Origin of the sequence: Reichenbachiella sp. MALMAid0571, from assembly GCF_040151475.1 — a bacterium.
Lineage (GTDB): Bacteria > Bacteroidota > Bacteroidia > Cytophagales > Cyclobacteriaceae > CAXBNB01.
This window is the reverse complement of sequence record NZ_JBDKWG010000122.1, coordinates 132,876-151,601: the sequence shown is the minus strand read 5'-3', so window position 1 is coordinate 151,601 and position 18,726 is coordinate 132,876. Positions and strand designations below refer to the sequence as shown.

The 18,726-nt window shown below is 39.4% G+C and carries 18 protein-coding genes; 9 read left to right on the top strand and 9 right to left on the bottom strand.

Annotated elements, in window-relative coordinates; translation table 11 throughout:
* Positions 1-130 precede the first annotated feature (130 nt).
* The 7 genes from AAOP42_RS09760 (at position 131) to AAOP42_RS09730 (ending at position 8,616) form a co-directional block, all read left to right on the top strand.
* A complete protein-coding gene (locus AAOP42_RS09760; protein ID WP_349528310.1) occupies positions 131-2,569 on the top strand; it encodes an ABC transporter permease in 2,439 nt (812 codons plus the stop codon).
* Positions 2,570-2,674: 105 nt separating this feature from the next.
* Positions 2,675-3,007, top strand: a complete 333-nt coding sequence (locus tag AAOP42_RS09755; RefSeq protein ID WP_349528309.1) for a PadR family transcriptional regulator — start codon at positions 2,675-2,677, stop codon at positions 3,005-3,007.
* Positions 3,007-5,160 carry an ABC transporter permease gene (locus AAOP42_RS09750; protein WP_349528308.1) on the top strand — a complete coding sequence of 718 codons (2,154 nt, stop codon included), beginning with the start codon at positions 3,007-3,009 and terminating at the stop codon, positions 5,158-5,160. Before AAOP42_RS09755 ends, AAOP42_RS09750 begins: the two co-directional genes overlap by 1 nt.
* A 37-nt stretch (positions 5,161-5,197) precedes the next feature.
* The gene (locus AAOP42_RS09745; protein WP_349528307.1) at positions 5,198-5,581 is read left to right on the top strand and encodes an ABC transporter permease; all 384 of its coding nucleotides are present in this window, start codon (positions 5,198-5,200) and stop codon (positions 5,579-5,581) included.
* Between the two features lie 276 nt (positions 5,582-5,857).
* A complete protein-coding gene (locus tag AAOP42_RS09740; protein WP_349528306.1) occupies positions 5,858-7,441 on the top strand; it encodes an NAD(P)/FAD-dependent oxidoreductase in 1,584 nt (527 codons plus the stop codon).
* Between the two features lie 85 nt (positions 7,442-7,526).
* Complete coding sequence (locus tag AAOP42_RS09735; protein WP_349528305.1) at positions 7,527-7,889, top strand: CoA-binding protein; 363 nt, start codon at positions 7,527-7,529, stop codon at positions 7,887-7,889.
* 34 nt (positions 7,890-7,923) lie between these two features.
* Positions 7,924-8,616: a hypothetical protein gene (locus AAOP42_RS09730; RefSeq protein ID WP_349528304.1), complete on the top strand. Its 693-nt coding sequence runs from the start codon at positions 7,924-7,926 to the stop codon at positions 8,614-8,616.
* 339 nt (positions 8,617-8,955) lie between these two features.
* Here AAOP42_RS09730 and arsM read toward each other — a convergent pair whose 3' ends face one another.
* The 6 genes from arsM to AAOP42_RS09700 all read right to left on the bottom strand — a co-directional run bounded on the left by arsM (position 8,956) and on the right by AAOP42_RS09700 (position 13,345).
* The gene (gene arsM, locus AAOP42_RS09725) at positions 8,956-9,927 is read right to left on the bottom strand and encodes an arsenosugar biosynthesis arsenite methyltransferase ArsM (RefSeq protein WP_349528303.1); all 972 of its coding nucleotides are present in this window, start codon (positions 9,925-9,927) and stop codon (positions 8,956-8,958) included.
* Between the two features lie 176 nt (positions 9,928-10,103).
* Complete coding sequence (gene arsS / locus AAOP42_RS09720) at positions 10,104-11,153, bottom strand: arsenosugar biosynthesis radical SAM (seleno)protein ArsS (protein WP_349528302.1); 1,050 nt, start codon at positions 11,151-11,153, stop codon at positions 10,104-10,106.
* A gap of 33 nt (positions 11,154-11,186) precedes the next feature.
* Entirely contained in the window at positions 11,187-11,522 is a 336-nt protein-coding gene (locus AAOP42_RS09715) for an arsenosugar biosynthesis-associated peroxidase-like protein (protein ID WP_349528301.1), read from the bottom strand.
* A gap of 107 nt (positions 11,523-11,629) precedes the next feature.
* Positions 11,630-12,325: a TIGR04282 family arsenosugar biosynthesis glycosyltransferase gene (locus AAOP42_RS09710; RefSeq protein ID WP_349528300.1), complete on the bottom strand. Its 696-nt coding sequence runs from the start codon at positions 12,323-12,325 to the stop codon at positions 11,630-11,632.
* Positions 12,326-12,424: 99 nt separating this feature from the next.
* On the bottom strand, positions 12,425-12,940 hold the full coding sequence (locus AAOP42_RS09705; RefSeq protein ID WP_349528299.1) for a DUF4924 family protein: 516 nt from the start codon (positions 12,938-12,940) through the stop codon (positions 12,425-12,427).
* A gap of 66 nt (positions 12,941-13,006) precedes the next feature.
* The gene (locus AAOP42_RS09700; protein WP_349528298.1) at positions 13,007-13,345 is read right to left on the bottom strand and encodes a hypothetical protein; all 339 of its coding nucleotides are present in this window, start codon (positions 13,343-13,345) and stop codon (positions 13,007-13,009) included.
* A 64-nt stretch (positions 13,346-13,409) separates the two neighbouring features.
* On the opposite strand from AAOP42_RS09700, the gene AAOP42_RS09695 reads away from it, so the two are divergent.
* Positions 13,410-13,946, top strand: a complete 537-nt coding sequence (locus AAOP42_RS09695) for a lipid-binding SYLF domain-containing protein (protein WP_349528297.1) — start codon at positions 13,410-13,412, stop codon at positions 13,944-13,946.
* A 32-nt stretch (positions 13,947-13,978) separates the two neighbouring features.
* Positions 13,979-14,599 carry a hypothetical protein gene (locus AAOP42_RS09690; protein ID WP_349528296.1) on the top strand — a complete coding sequence of 207 codons (621 nt, stop codon included), beginning with the start codon at positions 13,979-13,981 and terminating at the stop codon, positions 14,597-14,599.
* A 150-nt stretch (positions 14,600-14,749) separates the two neighbouring features.
* Here the strand turns inward: AAOP42_RS09690 and AAOP42_RS09685 are convergent, their stop codons facing one another.
* From AAOP42_RS09685 to AAOP42_RS09675, 3 genes are all read right to left on the bottom strand, one after another.
* Entirely contained in the window at positions 14,750-16,978 is a 2,229-nt protein-coding gene (locus AAOP42_RS09685; RefSeq protein WP_349528295.1) for an NADP-dependent isocitrate dehydrogenase, read from the bottom strand.
* Between the two features lie 187 nt (positions 16,979-17,165).
* Entirely contained in the window at positions 17,166-17,984 is an 819-nt protein-coding gene (panB, locus tag AAOP42_RS09680; protein ID WP_349528294.1) for a 3-methyl-2-oxobutanoate hydroxymethyltransferase, read from the bottom strand.
* A 194-nt stretch (positions 17,985-18,178) separates the two neighbouring features.
* Positions 18,179-18,700: an ArsI/CadI family heavy metal resistance metalloenzyme gene (locus tag AAOP42_RS09675; RefSeq protein WP_349528293.1), complete on the bottom strand. Its 522-nt coding sequence runs from the start codon at positions 18,698-18,700 to the stop codon at positions 18,179-18,181.
* Between the last annotated feature and the right edge of the window lie 26 nt (positions 18,701-18,726).

The window sequence follows — 18,726 nt, the reverse complement described above, 5'->3', positions numbered from 1 at the left end:
AGAAAGAAAAATTAGGATAATCCAACTCGATATGTTCTGCAATCAACAAGGGGGTGTTTTTCAAAACTTATCAAAACCACCTTAATTCGACTATAAAACAACTGTTTTCCAACAATCACAGATTAGTCGGATGTCAGTATTTAAAAATTATATTAAGGTTGGGATTCGTAATGTATTAAAGTACAAGGTTTTTTCCTTTATCAATATTTTTGGCTTGGCAGTGGCTATGTCAGTATGCATGTTGATTGTTTTGATGTTAGCTGATCAAAAGAGCTATGATCAATTTCATGAAAAAAAGGAGAATGTTTATCGTATAATAATGAAGCCAGGGGATCACAAACGACCCTACGCCACAACTCCAAATCCTCTGTTGGATGTATTAAAGTCAGATTTTCCCATTATCTCAGAGGCTACTAATTTGAGAAAGGGATTTGGAGGAGATGCAGTGTACAAACAAAACTATGCTGAAATAAAGGGCTATTTCACCGGCCCATCTTTTTTCAGGATATTCAGCTATCAATTGGAAAAAGGAGATAGGCATACTGCATTGGTTGAACCAAACTCTATGGTCATAACCCACAAAATTGCAAAACAAATTTTTGGGGACGAAGACCCGATAGGTAAAACGGTGAAATTTTCAGACAGAGGCATAGATATGTTTACTGATGAGGGGACAGAACCGGTACTTTGGGGAAATTATATGATAACAGGAGTACTTGCTGATAATGACAACAAGACCCACCTCAAATTTAACGTACTCGTTTCTGAAACCTCTCTCAATAGACTATATATAGAGAAAAAGGTGTACGATGTGTCAAAAAATTGGGGAGATTATTCAAAGTGCTATACCTATGTTTTAGTAAAAGATGGGGTAAACCAAGAGGAGTTGACTAATTCGCTTCATCGTTTCGCTTCTGTACAGTATCGAGATGATGAGAGGTTGAAAAACTCAACGTTTGTGGCTCAGTCGTTGACGAAAATAACTCCTGGGCCGATGTTGGGCAATGACCCGAACAATAGCTTGCCAATGATTGCCTACTACATATTGGCAGGGTTGGCTTTTGTAGTCATGCTATCGGCTTGCCTGAACTATACTAATTTGTCAATAGCACGTGCTTTAACACGTGCTAAGGAAATTGGAATTCGTAAAGTAAATGGGGCAAGAAGAAAAGATTTAATATTCCAGTTTCTGAGTGAATCTATGATTACAGCTTTTCTGTCATTGTTATTGGCGATAGGTTTATTGTTTTTTGTGAAGGGCGCATTTCTCAATTTATGGATAAATCAATATTTAGATTTTGATCTTAGTGCAGATTTTGATGTTTATTTGATCTTTATTGGTTTGGCTCTCCTTATTGGCCTCATTGCGGGAATATTTCCTGCTTTTAGGTTATCAGCTTTCATGCCAGTTACTGCATTGAAAAATGTGTTCGAGGTAAGGAAAGGGAGAATGGGTATGAGGAAGGTCTTAACAGTAACCCAGTTTGTAATATCTCTTTTGTTCATCATTACTTCGATTGTTGGGTTTAATCAGTTTAAACATTTCATGAACTACGAATATAATTTTGATGCCCGTAATGTGGTGAACGTTAATCTACAGAGTAATGATTATCAGCTGGTGAAAACCGCATTAGCCAGTGTCCCTGGAGTTACCAACATTTCCGCTTGTGCGTATCTACCTGGCGGGGGGCGCAATGATGGCATTACGCTCAAATCCCCTGGAGTGGAAGAAGGAAAACAAGCGATAGATCTAAGCGTGAACGAAGAATTTATCAACGTGTTGGACATTGAACTTATTGCTGGTCACAATTTGTCTGACGAGGGCACAGGTGTTGGGGAATCTATTCTGGTGAATGAAGAACTGATTAAGGTTTTCGGTTATGACAATGCCTCCGAAATCATCGGTCAGTCCTTCGAAGGAAGAAATGGCCAATCGCTGAGGGTTGTCGGAGTAGTAGAAAATTTTACTTTTTCGTTATTGCTTAATCGACAGGTCATAAGACCTGCTATTTTGAGGAATAACCCTGACTTATTTCATTTTGCGAGCGTAAAAATTGAAAGCACTGATCAGAAGCAAACAATGGCTCAATTGGAGGAGCAATGGAAAACGGTTGATCCCATTCATCCGCTTAAATATGAGTTTTTTGAAGATAAATTGACAAGTCAAAACCTAGGTGTTTTTGACTTGGTATCGATCATAGGTTTCTTTGCTTTTCTAGCTATTTCAATTGCATGTCTGGGATTGCTTGGGATGGCTATTTACTCTACAGAGCGTCGTTCTAAGGAAATTGGCATAAGGAAGGTACTTGGTGCAGCTAGTGTTAATTTGATCTATATACTTTCCAGAGAATTTTTGGCCTTGTTGGGTATGGCTATTGTCATAGCAGCTCCTTTAAGTTTTTTTATCAATAGACTTTGGTTGGATTACCTGGTTGTTCGTGTGGAGTTTGGTTTTGGAACAGTTGTTTTGGGATCAGTGCTTCTTTTGTTTTTGGGGCTGATAACCATCGTTCCTCAAACACTACTTGTTTCTCGCAAAAATCCGGTTGATTCATTAAGAGATGAATAAGCCCTGACATCAATTTTTGGTCATTTTAAAGGTAATATTTTCTACATTATAGAACTAATTAAAATTTCTTCCGTATATTTATTCTACAAAATAGAAAAAATAATAATGGGAAAAGAAAGTTTAGGTGAATTTGAAGAGCTGGTTTTGCTGATGATTGCATTGTTGAAGGAAGATGCATATGGTTTGGGAATATGTGATGAGATAAAGAAACAGACTGGAAGAACTACTGCCATCGGAGCAGTACATGCCACATTGAGCAGATTGGAAACCAAAGGGCTTGTCGAGTCTTCTCTGGGAGACCCTACAAAGGAACGTGGAGGAAGACGAAAGCGGCTTTTTACACTTACAGCATTTGGTGAAAAAGCTTTAATACAAAGCAGAGACACCAAAGTGAGTATCTGGACACAGATTCCCGAACTTTCAATCAAGACAGTCTGATGCGTATAAGAAGACCACCTGCACTAGCAGACAAATTCCTATTATGGTTTTGTAAACCAGAGCTTCTCGAAGAGATTCAAGGGGACTTGCATGCTCATTTTGAGCGAAACCACCAAGAGGATGGAAGTTTGAAATCCAGGTTAAAGTATTGGGTGCAGGTGCTACAGTTTATAAGACCTTTTGCAATAAAATCAAATTGGTCAAACTCAAATTATATAAGTATGTATATTCATTATTTTAAAGTGGCTTTTCGCCATTTGGCGAGGACCAAACTCTACACCTTCCTCAATATTGTGGGACTTGCAATAGGCATGGCATGTAGTATGCTTATTCTACTCTGGGTAGAAAATGAACTTAGTTATGATCGCTTTAATCACGATGCAGAGAACATTTATCGGTTGACAGGTCATGTTAATGATTTCAAAGCCGCTGTGACCCCTGCCGGAATGGGGCCAGATCTCCAGGAAATGCTTCCTGAAATTGAATCCGTGGTAAGGGTAAGTAAATTTAACAACGGGCTTTTTGAGACGAATAACCAAATCTTTGAAGAGGATCGCATTCTCATGGCAGACTCAAATTTCTTCGACTTTTTTAATTTCAAACTGCTTTTAGGTGACCAGTCTTCCGCACTCGCCAACCCTAATACGATTGTTATGACTTCTGGCATGGCCAAAAAGTATTTTGGAAATGATGATCCTATCGGAAAAATCTTCAAGGTGAATAACACCTATGACGTGAGTGTAGTAGCTATACTTGAGGATTTACCGAGCAATTCGCATTTGAAATTCGACTTTCTAATCCCCTTATCAACTGTGGCAAAAACCGATCAAGACCTTGTCACAAAAACATGGGACAACTTTACATATTACAACTACTTCAAGCTCAATTACAACTTAAATTCCCCTGAAAGTATTTCTACGCTGGAAGAAAAAATAACTGCAATTTACTGGGATAGGCAAGAAAGTAATTCCATCAACTTTAAACTTCAGCCTTTGACAGACATCCACCTAAAGTCAGATTTACAAATTGATTTGGCTGAGAAAGGAAATATGCAATATGTAACCATTTTCTTCATGGCCGCACTTTTTATCTTAGGTATTGCCTGTATCAATTTCATGAACCTGTCAACTGCTAGGTCAATCAAGCGATCTAAAGAGGTAGCACTGCGTAAAACAATTGGTGCCCAAAGAAAACAGTTGATCGGACAGTTTTTAAGTGAATCGATACTTCTCACTATAATATCATCTGCTTTGGCTATGCTCTTGGTCATAGTTGCATTGCCACATTTCAATACTATTTCTGGCAAAGAATTAAGTATTGACTTTCTGGAGAGTAGTTTTTGGATTCGCTTTCTACTGATCATTATGGCTACTGGCCTGATATCAGGCAGTTATCCGGCTCTGTTTTTATCGAGCTTCAATCCATTGAAAGTAATGAAAGGGGAATTAAAACATTCATTTGGAAATATCGCTTTTAGAAACATCCTTGTTATTACCCAATTCACTATTTCAGGCATATTGATAGTAGGCACTTTGGTAGTGTATAACCAACTGAATTTCATTAAAGGAATGAACCTTGGTTTCAACAAGGAAAATTTAATTACAATTCCACTTCGCAGAGAGTTGCGTGATAAACTGAAAACTCTCCAAAATACATTAGGACAGAATCCATTTACGGAAGAATACTCTATTATTTCTGACCTACCATATGACCTTACTACTGGTGTTGTAAACGTTCAATGGGACGGCAAGCCGGAAAATGTTAACATAGTCATTCCCAACATTAACATTGATGATAACTTCCTTGATCTATTCGAGATAAAAATATTGGCAGGAAAAGGATTTCACAAAGACCTTAGGTCTGACGAAGATAGTTTTATCATTAACGAGACCATGATGAACCTGATGGGAAAAGACTTGAGAAGCATTCTGGGAGAGAAAATTTCATATAATGGGCCTAAAGGTCGTGTAATAGGCGTTGTTGAAGACTTCAATTTTAAACCTTTGCAATATGAAATACAGCCAATTGTATTGAGAAAAAGGCTTCCTGGTTGTTCGTACTACGGTTGGACAAACCCGGGATTGCCTGGCCTTACTGGAACAAATACATCAAGGGCTAAACCCAAAATATCCATTTTCTTACCATTTCCTTGATCAGGATTTGGAGCGACAGTATGCAGGCGAAAAGAAGATGGGTTTAATATTTAATCTTCTGGCAATCCTTGCCATTCTGATTTCTAGTTTGGGTCTTTACGGACTTTCAGCCTTTGTTACAGAACAACAAACAAAGCAAATAGGTATCCGAAAAGTGCTAGGTGCAACCATCATCTCATTGATTACCCTTCAGACCAAGGGTTTCTTTAAATTGGTATTCATCGCATTGGTTATTGCCCTTCCATTAGCCTGGATAGGGATGAATAGTTGGCTGGAAGACTTTGCCTATCATGTGAATATTTCCTGGTGGATATTATTCATTGCAGGGATAAGTGTTTTTGTGATCACTATTCTCACCATGAGCCATCAGTTAATTAAAGTCTCGTTAGCAAATCCCGTGGATAGTTTGAGAAGTGAATGATAGAATGAAAAAAACTACGAGAAGAAATGTACAGATTATTATTATTTCATTAACGAATTGCAGCAAAATACTGACATCCTTTATACTTCTTAGGAACAAATGCCTGTAAACACAATGGCATATCCCATGTATTGAAAACCCAGCTATTGACGGTAATTTTTTTGTTCTTTTTCGAAAAGAAACCTGGCAGGTCTATTGCTCAAATCAGAGGAATTAAAGTTTATTTTACCGTCTCAATATTTTGTTGACTTACTTTGCCGGACTAAATAAATCGATATGGCAGACAAGGTCTATAGATATAAAGTAAAACCCGAAATCGCATTTGATGATGCCAACTTCAAAGCTTTCATGCAAACAAAACTGGGAAGAGGGCAGGCACCAAACGCATTCAAGCTGATCAAACGATCCATTGATGCCCGTGCCCGGAAAGTAATGGTGAACATAGAAGTAGCAGTTTTTCATACTGCTGTGGAGATTCCCCAATTAGCCTATAAATCACCTGATCACCATGTAGATAAAGCAGAGAGAGTAGTTATCATTGGAGCAGGACCTGCCGGCCTGTTTGCCGCCCTAAAATGCATAGAAATGGGTGTAAAACCTATCGTTTTGGAAAGGGGAAAGGATGTGCAGGAACGCAGGAGAGATTTGGCGAATATTAACAAGGAGCACATTGTTAATCCAGATTCCAATTATTGTTTTGGAGAAGGTGGTGCTGGTACTTACTCTGACGGCAAATTATACACCCGGTCAAAAAAGAGAGGAGATATTACCAGAATCCTTGAGATACTGGTGACGCATGGGGCTACCGACGACATTTTGGTCGATACCCATCCTCATATTGGCACCAACAAATTACCAAAGGTGATTGCTTCCATGAGAGAAGCTATCTTGGAAAAAGGGGGAGAGATTCATTTTAATACCAGGGTTACAGATTTTAAAATAGATAGCAATATCTGGAAAGGTGTGGTGGCTGTTTCTGGTGAGGTATATGAAGGAATAGGAGTAATTCTGGCCACCGGACATTCCGCAAGGGACATATTCGAATTGTTAGATAAGAAAAAAATATTGATCGAACCCAAGCCATTTGCACTGGGAGTGCGGATAGAGCATCCCCAGCAGCTCATCGACAAGATTCAGTACCATTGTGACTCCAGAGGGGCTTACCTGCCAGCGGCACCTTATGCCATGGCCACTCAGACCGAATACCAGAAAGCAGTGCGAGGAGTGTTTTCATTCTGTATGTGTCCGGGGGGATTTATTGTTCCTTCTGCCACCAACGAAGGAGAAGTAGTAGTCAATGGTATGAGCCCATCTAAGCGTGATTCGAAGTTTGCCAACTCCGGTATGGTCGTGTCTGTTGAAAGCTCGGACTTTGAGCCCTATCAAAAGTTTGGCGCATTGGCAGGAATGAAATTTCAGGCAGAAGTAGAAAAGAAGGCATGCATCGCAGCAGGAAACACACAAAAAGCACCTGCCCAGCGATTGGTGGATTATGTATCCAAACAACACTCCAATACTTTGCCGGAGTGTTCCTATCAGCCGGGATTGGAGTCGGTAAACCTGGAAGAAGTGTTGCCACAAGAAATTTCTGAACGACTTAAAATCGGTTTTAGGTTTTTTGGAAAAAAGATGAAAGGTTACCTGACAAACGAAGCAGTATTGGTAGGCGTGGAGAGTAGGACATCATCTCCGGTCAGTATTCCGAGAAATCGGGAAACGATGGAACATTTACAGGTGGAAAGATTGTTTCCATGTGGAGAAGGTGCCGGATATGCCGGTGGCATCATGTCGGCAGCTATCGACGGGGAGAAATGTGCGGAAATGCTGGTAATGAAATATGCTAAAAAAAGCAAGGCTTGAAGAAACCTCAAAACTTGTCATTTCGATTTTGGAGAAATCTTTTTAGCTTAATCTCAATCTTTTTAAGACGTGTAAAATGTAATAAATGAAAACAGTCATCATAGGAGCTACCCCAAACCCATCGAGGTATGCTTATTTGGCAGCCGAGAGATTAGAAAACAAAGGCCATGAAATAGTACCCGTTGGCAACAAGCCCGGAGAAGTTTTTGGACATAAAATCCTCAACATAAAAGACAAACCTGAGCTCGCCGATATTCATACGGTGACAATGTATGTCGGAGCAGATCATTTCAAAGGCTATGAAGATTACGTGCTTGACTTAAAACCAAAAAGGATTATCTTTAATCCTGGGGCAGAAAATGACCTACTAGAATTAATGGCTCAAAAACAAGGAATAGAAACTGTACATGGCTGCACATTGGTGATGTTAGGATCTGGGCAGTATTGAAAATATAGGTTTTATGCACAATCAGTAGATGCTCATGAAAAACATTTTTCTACTCCTCTTTTCCTTATTCTCTACTAACACTTTTGGTCAAGGCTTCCTTTCAGCCGACACTCTCGACTATATACCGAAAGAGCTAAAAGAAATAATCACAAGTAAAATTGAAAGAGTAATTTCAATTGATATTGATGGAGACGATCAAAATGACTTTATAGTACTTTCTCAATCGGAGGAAAAATATATATATGATGAGTATTGGGTATCTTCTGACTTGCGAATCTGGTTAACCAAAACCACTTCTGAAAAGCGGATTCAATATGTGAAATTTCTAAACATAGATAATGATCCTGAAATGGAAGTTTATGAAGCTTCAGGTTACGAAGATGGAATCGATTACCTTCTCTATGACTTGAATTTGGAAATTGGGAAACAAGAAATTCTGTTTTTCTTCAATCCAATTATTCTTGAAGATGATAAATATTATTGGGGATATCCTTGGGACATAATGAATATGTTAGTTAAGAATATAGATGGTGAACTTAAAATATTATCTTCTCTTGATCATGACATTATTCGAGAAGGTGAAGTTACATTTCCAGATGATCAAATTATATTTCCATGCATATTCTTTAATGGAACATCTACTCAGCAGAACATTAATGTAGAAGAAATTCGTGACATCAAATGGCGAACAGTTGAAGAAATATATGAGACTGTGCATAACAGATAATGATCGAACATACACCAGATAGATTGGTTGTATTGGATGAAAAAACTTTTAGACTATTTTCAAATTGAATACTTATAATAAAATTAAGATTGTGATTTACAGTTTGACACTAGTTTTGTCAATTACTTTTTCTATTCTTTTTGGAATTCGAGGTGGTCATACTCCACCACTGGGTTTTATTTCATCCTTAATTTTTGGAATTATCGCAATTTGCTGGTTAATAGTTGACTGGGTATAAATATCATAAATCAAAATACAGAATTTATATTCAAACCACATTTGATTGGCATGGGGATATACTTTCTTATAGCGATTTTGATCTATTTGATTTGAACTGTATCAACAACACCCCCCACCATCATAAAACCATGTTGATTCGGTGATGTGAATGTCTTTTCTGCCAAGAGAAGCCAGTGCTCCTGCGGTTTTATCGCATATAGCAAGAGGCTGGTTTTGCAATAGTGTATGGCCTTTTCCATCATCAAATAATTCATCCGTGCCATAGTAGATGGCCGCTTTTCCTGTAAACACACAAGGGCCATCTTTAGGCATTGGGTCTTTGATGGCACATACTTCCAGGCTTTCGATATATATCAGATTTTCTGTATCGTATTGTCCGGGTGCGAGCATACGGTATGGTCTCTTAGCTCTGATTTCCACGGTCCCAAATCCCGTATCTGTCAGCATTTTGATATATTCTTTCATTGGAATAGACCCACTGAGGCATAAAGCCCTGAGCCTTTCGTCTGCCCTCAGGTTTTCCGGCATCTCCTGATCGCAAATAGGATCGGACATCACCAATCGTCCGTGTGGTTTCAGTACCCGATACATTTCAGCCAAGGCTTTTTGCAGTTCTTCAGTTTTGAATATATTGAAAAGGCAATTCTGTGCCGCTACATCTATGGTGTTGTGTTCTATGGGTAAATTCAGTGCATCCCCTTTTCTCAAATCGACGAAATCCTTTTCAAACCATGGATTGAGTTTTTCTGCTTCAACAAAGTTTTTAGCAGAAGCAGTCAGCATTTCATCGACTACATCTACACCAATTACTCCTTGGGGTTTTCTGGAGAAATAGGAAAACTGCAGCAGTTCCATGCCACCACCCACACCTACATACAGCACGGTAGGGTTGTTGACTAAATCCCTTGGATGCACCGTCGTACCACAGCCATAATTCATGGCGAGCATTTTTTTCGGCATTTTCAGACCCGGCAGTTGCCAAATCGGGGAGGTGGTACAGCATAATCCCACATCAGGAGTCAATGCTGCTTGTTTATAAACATCTTTTGTTGTTTCCAGGTATCCTTGCATTGTTCGTAAATCTAATAGTTAATAGTACTGGTGTGAGGTTTGGCCTATAACGCCATAGCCTTCACTTTAAGCCTTTTTGTCATTTCGACGAAGGAGAAATCTTTCTTGCCGATCTGCAATAAGCGAAGAAGATCCCTCCTTCGTCGGGATGACAAGGTGGCATTTGCACAGCTACACTACGCAGTAGCTCCCCCACAGCTTGAACCTGCTCCGGCAGTACAGCCATAACAGTGGTTGTTTAATATAATTTCCCTCGATTCCAGTTTTTCTACATCAAAATCCTTGATGTGTTTCGGCGTTTCACCATCCAACTTCAGGTCAAGCATTTGGTTGAAGTCACAATCGTACAGGTAACCATCCCAGCTTATCGAGATTGTATTTCGACACATCACGCCTATGGCGGCAGAAGGATTAAAAGCGTCGATCAGCTTTAGCATATATTCTTCATAATTTCCGGTGTTTACCAGATAATCAAGAAAGCGAGAAATTGGCAGGTTGGTGATGGCGTACAATTCATTGAAGTCGATATTGTGGTCATTTTTCAACCGTCTTTTGAATTCATTTTCCAGTTGTTTTTGATCGCCCGGTAAAAATGCTCCTGATGGATTGAACACCAGATTCAACTTCAAACCCGAATTGTCTATTCCATAACCTATTTCATTTAGCATGTTCAGGGCTTTGATCGATTTTCCGAATACGCCTTCTCCACGCTGAGAGTCTGTTCTCCTAGCAGAAAAATGTGGCAAAGAAGAAACCACTTCTATGTTGTGTTTTTTGTAAAACTCAGGCAGGTCATTGTACTTTTGGTTGGCCAGGATGATGGTGAGGTTGCAACGCACAATAATGTGTTTGTTGCGATTGCTCAGTTCCTCTACAAACCACCTGAAATCAGGGTTCATCTCCGGAGCACCACCAGTCAAATCCACAGTTTGGATATTGGATTTATCAAGCGCATCCAGGCACTGCTGCATGGTTTCTTTGGTCATGATTTCCTTCCTGTCAGGACCGGCATCTACATGGCAGTGCTTACAAACCTGGTTGCACATTTTCCCCATATTCACCTGAAAAATATCAAGCTGGGTAGGGTGCAATGGTAACAAACTGATGTTTTCCAGTTTGGATTTAAAAGAAGGAAAACCGCCTCTTTCAAGTACCTCTATTTGGCTAGATACATTCGACAATGATCCTTGTTGGCCTTTGAGCGATATTTTGGTATTGACAGTCATTTGTTACATTTTCTTTTTGAAACAACCCATGGATCACATGGTCAACTCATCTACTTTGTTCATCATTTGCACACCGTGCACCAGAAGAGCCCCGCTTTTGATGGCTGCCGCTACATGTATGGCTTCCATCATTTGCTCCTCGTCAGCACCTTTCTCCAATGAAGTGCTGGTGTAGGCGTCTATGCAATACGGACATTGTACGGCATGCGACACAGCCAAAGCGATCAATGCTTTTTCTCGTTGTGTCAGTGCGCCTTCTTTAAAAACTTCACCGTAATAGTCAAAGAATTTTTTTCCTAGTTCAGGTTGAAATTTTGAGATGTCTCCGAATTTTTTCAGATCGGCCGGGTCGTAATAACTTTTACTCATAACAATATAAATGAGGTATTCAAGCACATGAATACCAGTTGAAATTAATTTTTAAGTAAATAAAATGGATAAGCTTTCTGGGTGGTGACCTAGAAAGCAAGCAAAGACTAAATTTTTGGAGGTCCTCTCAGCCCAAGGGACTGGTGAAATTGCGAGATAAAATGTGGGTCGATGTATTGGCTCTTCTTTTTGTAGCTTTTTCCAAAGAACAGCTCTTTCAACAGTTGAACAGACTTGGCATTTGGTTGTAGTCGGAACAATGCCTTTAGGTCAGTTTCATTGTCAATGTCAGCCTTTCTTGACAATTGATCCGCAGAGGTTTTTTGATTGCTGAAATATTGCTCAAGATCTGAAAACAAATGAGCAGACTGCCACCTGAGTTCTTTAAACTGATCAGCATTGAAATGCTCTTTTTGAATGCCAAGCAGGTAAATGCCTCCATCTGTAGCAGGCCCGAGTACATTGCGTTGGCTGTCGAGGATTGTAGCCGCTTTTGTCAGGTCTTTTTGGGTAAGCATAGGACAATCATTGCCAATGGCTATGATTTTACTGTATCCTTTTTCGAACACTAGCTGGAGGGCATTCGAGAACCGTTCTCCAAAATTCAACCCTGTTTGTTGGGCAGAGTCTATCGTGAAATATGAAAAATTGGAAGTGTGTAAAACAGCTTCAGTAGAAGAGATGAGCGCCGCTGCAATCGACAGATTCGTTTTCCTTTTATTTGTAAATTTTTTATGCTGGATTTCTTCGCTTTCGGAGCGAGAGAAAAAAAGGATGGCGATATCGTTCGGTCGGGGATTCAATTCAGTTTCAAATCATTCTGTATAAGTAACTAAATTAAAGTGATAATAATTCATTTCGAATTGAAAACATCACAGAATTGTCGTTTGTCTTAACAATCTTCAATTGGATTCGAAACGTTCCTGATATTTCATGCTTAAATAAGACAGGACGTTCCCAAATTTTTCGATTTTGTTTTGATCATTTTCTTCCATTTTTCTGCCATTCAATCTTAAAAGGAGGAAACCATATATTCCATTCAAACAGATTTGAATGTTACTTGTAATGACTCCTCTGGACAACTCTATATTTTCATCGATAGCTGGTTTTGCATCTTCGTAAATTTCAGTGTATTGGTTGTCGCTCCTGAGCAGGTCGGTACTCAGGATTTCCAAAGCATTGACCAGTTGCTTTGCCTCTTCCAAATGTCCTTCTTTTTCTATGCCTTGATCCTGCATCTTTTGGATCAGGTCTTCATAGTAATTTACCTCCGAAAGTTTTTCAATATTGGATATTGGCAAATGATTGATGACATGAGTGCCTATTTTTTCCATATCAAACTCAAAGGCTCGTACAAGGTCTTCTTTGCGATACAGTTGAATGATGTATTCAGAAATGTTTTCTTTTTTGATTGTCACGATGGTTGTGAGGTTTATGAATTTGGGATCAAAATTAGTTACAATGGGGGTTCAAAGATAACGAAATTAGGACAAACGCTGCTTTGTCATATTATAAAACCCGCCCCCGTTTTTGTGGCTGTCTGATCCGGTAGGCAGGTTTCCACAAACGGGAGTCATAATTGAGAATGTTTGTGGAGACACAAACATTGGAGTTGAAAGGAAAGCCCCTGAACAAATAACAGTAAGACTAAGTTCAATAGCCACCTTGTCATCCCGACTTTGGAGGGATCTTTTAAGAATATTTGTGGACACCTGCCAGTCGGCCGACGTGGCAAACATTGGCGTTGAAGGACAAATGTGGCAAAGCAAGACCTCTGTAAAACCGTAAATCCGACTCACCCTACCATTACTGCTTTGTTTCAACAACAATAGTTGTAACCCGGCGTAATTGTTTTTAATATTGTTACTGTCCAAACAACCAAAAGATATGCGAATCAAAATACAAGTACTGCTTTTTATACTTTCTCTATCCGTATTCACCCTGCAAGCCCAAAAGAAAAAATGGACTCAGGAGGATGTGAAAAAAGCGCAAGAGGCCATTGCAGAAATCAAAGCTAAGAACGATAAGATTTCTTCTTTTTTCGGTAATTCGTATGGATATGCGGTGTTTCCATCTATCGGGAAAGGTGGCATTGGAGTGGGTGGTGCTTATGGCAAAGGGACGGTGTTCAAAAAAGGAGGAAAGGCTACCGGAGGCGTGAGGATGACTCAGGTAACCATCGGTTTTCAATTTGGTGGTCAAGCTTACATAGAAGTAATCTTTTTTCAGTCCAAAAGTGCCTATGATAGCTTTGTCGGTGGAAATTTTGAATTTGCACCAAGTGCTACTGCTGTAGCCGTGACCGAAGGAGCGGCTGTCAACATTCCTTACAAAAACGGAGTGGCCGTATTTACCATGGCAAAAGGAGGGTTGATGTATGAAGCCACTCTCGGTGGGCAAAAGTTTGATTTTATTGAGCTTTGAGATAAAAAATTTGTAAAAAAATAGGTGGATAAATGGCAAATGAAAATTACTTCTCAAATAAAATGGTTAACAAAACCGATAGTGAGTTGCAAAACTACGCTTATAATAAATCCAAATTTCAAGAGGAGGCTGTTCTTGCTGCAATTTGGGAATTAGAGAAAAGAAAAAAGGCTGGAGAAGATATTAAGAATATTGAATCAGAAATTGAGCAAAAGCAAAAAGATGTGGATGAGGCAATTAAAAAGGAATTAAGAGACTCAAATATTACTGATGATCCAAATGCACCAATTCTGTATCATTCAAAATTTGTATTCTTTTTTGGAGCCTTTTTCTCTGTTTTTGCAGGGTCTATATTAATGGCTCTCAACTTTGCACAATTGGATAAGAAAAACACAGCTTGGTTGGTAGCCCTTTCTGGGTTGATATATTCAGCAGTACAAGTTATAACGTTAAATCAAATTGAGAAAAGCACATCTGGATTGGCACTACCCATAAGTCTTTTAGGTATGTATATTCTTGAGTCAGTTTTCTGGAAAAAGCAGGTTTCGTCAGATTTAAAATTTCGTAAAAGAAGTATTTGGGGGGCTATTATTATAGGGTCGATTTGTTGGATACCATTTATATATGCAATTATTGTATCTGATGGTCTTTAGTATCTGAATATGTCAATACGGTATATGCTATTAATAATTCTTATCATTTGATAGCTAAAACTATTTTAAGGAGATGGTCAAACTCAAACCACAAAAAAAGTCCCTTCTTTCGAAGAGACTTTTAACTATCTGTTTTTCTTAAGGATTTACTTAAGCTATTTTTTCTAATATGGAATTAAAGGTAGTACTTGGACGCATTGCTTTGGCGGCAAGGTCAGCATTTGGCTGGTAATACCCTCCAATGTCAACTGGATTTCCCTGAGCGGCATTCAATTCCGTTACGATCTTCGTTTCATTGGCAGCCAGCTCCTCAGCTATGGCTGTGAAACTTGCTTGTAGTTCGGCATCTTCTGTTTGGCTGGCTAGTGCCTGTGCCCAATACAATGCCAGGTAAAAATGACTTCCTCTGTTGTCCAGCTCATTTACTTTCCTAGAAGGTGACTTACCGTTTTCCAAGAATTTGTCAGTCGCAAGGTCAAGCGTCTCGCCCAGTACTTTTGCTTTTGCATTATTGGTAGTATTGGAAAGGTGCTCAAGTGAAACGGCAAGAGCCAAAAATTCACCAAGAGAATCCCACCTCAAATGGCCTTCCTCAAGAAACTGCTGAACGTGCTTTGGAGCTGATCCGCCAGCTCCTGTTTCAAATAAACCACCTCCATTCATCAACGGAACGATGGAAAGCATTTTTGCACTAGTACCCACTTCCAAAATTGGAAACAAGTCAGTCAAATAATCTCTAAGTACATTTCCTGTAACAGAAATGGTATCTTTTCCTTCTATGATTCTTTCCATAGAAAACTGGGTAGCCTCTACAGGAGACATGATGCGAATATCCAAACCAGTGGTGTCATGGTTAGGAAGGTAAGCATTCACTTTTTTGATGAGCTCAGAATCATGCGCCCTTTCACTGTCGAGCCAAAATATGGTAGGAAGATCAGTTGCTTTTGCCCTGTTCACTGCCAACTTCACCCAATCCTGAATGGGAGCATCTTTCACCTGACACATTCTGAAAATATCACCTTTCTCTACTGGCTGCTCCATCAAAACATTTCCTGAGCCATCAGTTACATTTACAGTACCACTAGCACTTACCTGAAATGTTTTGTCATGAGAACCATATTCTTCAGCTTTTTGCGCCATCAATCCCACATTGGATACACTTCCCATAGTGGTAGGATCAAAAGCTCCATGCTTTTTACAAAAATCTATAGTCGCCTGATAAACGCCTGCATAGCATCTGTCCGGAATTACTGCTTTCGTATCTTGTTGCTCACCTTTTGCATTCCACATCTGGCCGGAAGTACGGATCATTGCGGGCATTGAGGCATCAATAATTACATCGCTAGGCACATGCAGGTTGGTAATTCCTTTATCAGAATTGACCATCGCAAGAGCAGGCCGGGTGCTATAAACAGCTTGGATAGCTGCTTCAATTTCTGCTTTTTTATCTGCCGGCAAAGTTTGGATTTTGGCATATACATCGCCAATACCATTATTTACATCTACTCCAAGTTCGGCAAATAGTTCGCCGTATTTTTCAAAAACATCTTTGTAATACACCGATACAGCAGCGCCGAATATGATAGGGTCAGAAACCTTCATCATAGTAGCTTTCATGTGCAATGAAAACAATGTCCCCTGTGCTTTGGCATCATCAATTTCCTTTTCGAAGAAGCTTTTTAAAGCACTCATACTCATTACTGAAGCATCTATGATTTCTCCAGCTAGCAGAGTTGTTTTTTCTTTTAATACTGTTGTAGTTCCATCAGTGGCTACCAATTCAATTTTCACATCACCTGCTTCTTGAACAGTCACAGACTTCTCACTTCCATAAAAATCTCCGGAAGTCATGCTTGCCACATGGGTTTTAGAGCTTGATGTCCATGCACCCATAGAATGTGGGTGGTTTTTTGCATAATTTTTGACAGCACGTGGTGCTCTTCTGTCTGAGTTGCCTTCTCTCAATACCGGATTTACAGCACTTCCGAGCAATTTGGCATAACGTAACTTTATTTGCTTCTCCTCATCGTCTTTAGGTTCTTCCGGATAATCAGGAAGTTTGTATCCTTTAGCCTGAAGTTCTTTAATGGCGGTTTGAAGTTGAGGAATAGATGCACTTACGTTGGGAAGTTTAACAATATTAGCGTCCGGGTTTTTAGCCAATTCTCCCAGTTCTGTCAAATCATCTGAAATCTTCTGGTCATCCGTCAATACATCAGGAAAATTAGCAATGATCCTCCCTGCCAGAGAAATGTCTCTGGTCTCTATCTCAATACCGGATGGGCCGGTAAATGCCTGAACTATAGGAAGTAACGATTGGGTTGCCAATGCCGGAGCTTCATCGGTTATGGTGTAAATAATTTTTGATGTTTGTGTCATGATTTTCTTCCTCAAGAAGTGGGTACTATACCACTAAAATTTTATTTTGTATTACTGTTTTTGACTAAAAAAAGAGGGCTAAAATTTGGGAAAAATATAGCCTTTGCCTTTCCAAGGTGCGAATTTAACAAATGTTTGTGAATTAGATTTCACTGGATGAGAATAAAAGAGGTGTTATCGAATAAGATTAATAACTTTCCTTATCACTTGGGAAATCTCCTGATTTAATGTCTTTGATATATTCTGTTACTGCACCGTTGATGATCCCACTTAAATCTGCATACTGCCTTAAAAACCTAGGCTTAAACTCCTGAGTGATGCCGAGCATGTCGTGTACTACCAAAACCTGCCCATCCACATCCGGTCCGGCTCCAATTCCAATGGTCGGAATACTGACTTCTTTGGATACCTTCTTTGCTAATTCTCTGGGAATTTTTTCCAGCACAATGCCAAAACAACCACATTCTTCCAGACATTTGGCATCTTCTATTAATTTTTCAGCTTCTTCCTCTTCTTTTGCCCTCACTGTATAGGTACCAAACTTATAAATAGACTGTGGCGTTAATCCCAGATGACCCATCACTGGTACTCCTGCACTTAATACCCGCAAAATACTTTTTCTGATTTCAGCTCCACCTTCCATTTTTACACCATGCGCTCCTGATTCTTTCATGATCCGGATGGCTGACTTAAGTGCTTCAGAGGAGCTACCCTGATAACTTCCAAAAGGAACATCTACTACTACAAATGCTCTGTTGATAGCTCTGACTACCGAAGTGGCATGGTAAATCATCTGGTCAAGCGTAATTGGAAGGGTTGTTTCATTTCCGGCCATTACATTGGAAGCGGAATCTCCTACCAGCAGCACATCTATGCCCGCACCGTCCAGGATTCTGGCCATGGAATAATCATAGGCCGTAAGCATTGATATTTTTTCACCACGGTTCTTCATTTCCTGAAGTTGGTGTGTCGTGACCCTTTTTATATTGCTTTGATGGATTGACATGTTTTTTCGATTTGTATCTGTCAGTGTAGTACCTAACTATCAATAATAATTTTGGTAGCAAAACTATAAAAATAGTATCAAGAGCATAGCTAACGTAGTAATAAAGACATAAAATTAATCAAAATTCAAATCAATTAATTTTATCGAAAGAGCTAGACTAGTTGACACTATTATATTGCAAATCTATAAGACCACTAGCAACATTTGGTTCCGGGCACGCACATATCATCTTCAATGATCAATGATTTGGCTGGTTTGACTTCTTCTTTCGCTGGAGGAGCACAACAAGCTGTGGCTTCTGTACTCTCATAATGAGGGTCATTGAATTCCACATCTTCATGGAAATAATAGACTTCCCATTGGATGCCATCAGGATCGTTTACCCAGAACTTGTCTTGGATAGCATAGCAACAGGACGTACCCATTTCTTCTTTGGAAACTATATTTTTTTCTCTGGCTATTTCGAGTTTTTGCCCCATCTCTTCTCTGGTTTCTACCTGAAAACCCAAATGACCGAAGTTGGATTGTACCCGCTCAGGATTTTCGATGAAAGAAATGATGAGTGATGGCTTGTTTAAAATGTATTTTGCATAACCTGTCTTAATCTTGTTGGCAGAAACACCAAAAAAAGTGTTGTAGAAATTTACTGTGGCGGCAAGGTTCGTTACATATAAGGAAACATGCATTCTTGGGAAGTTCGAAGTTGAGTTTTCCATATCATTTTTATTTATTGCAAAATAAC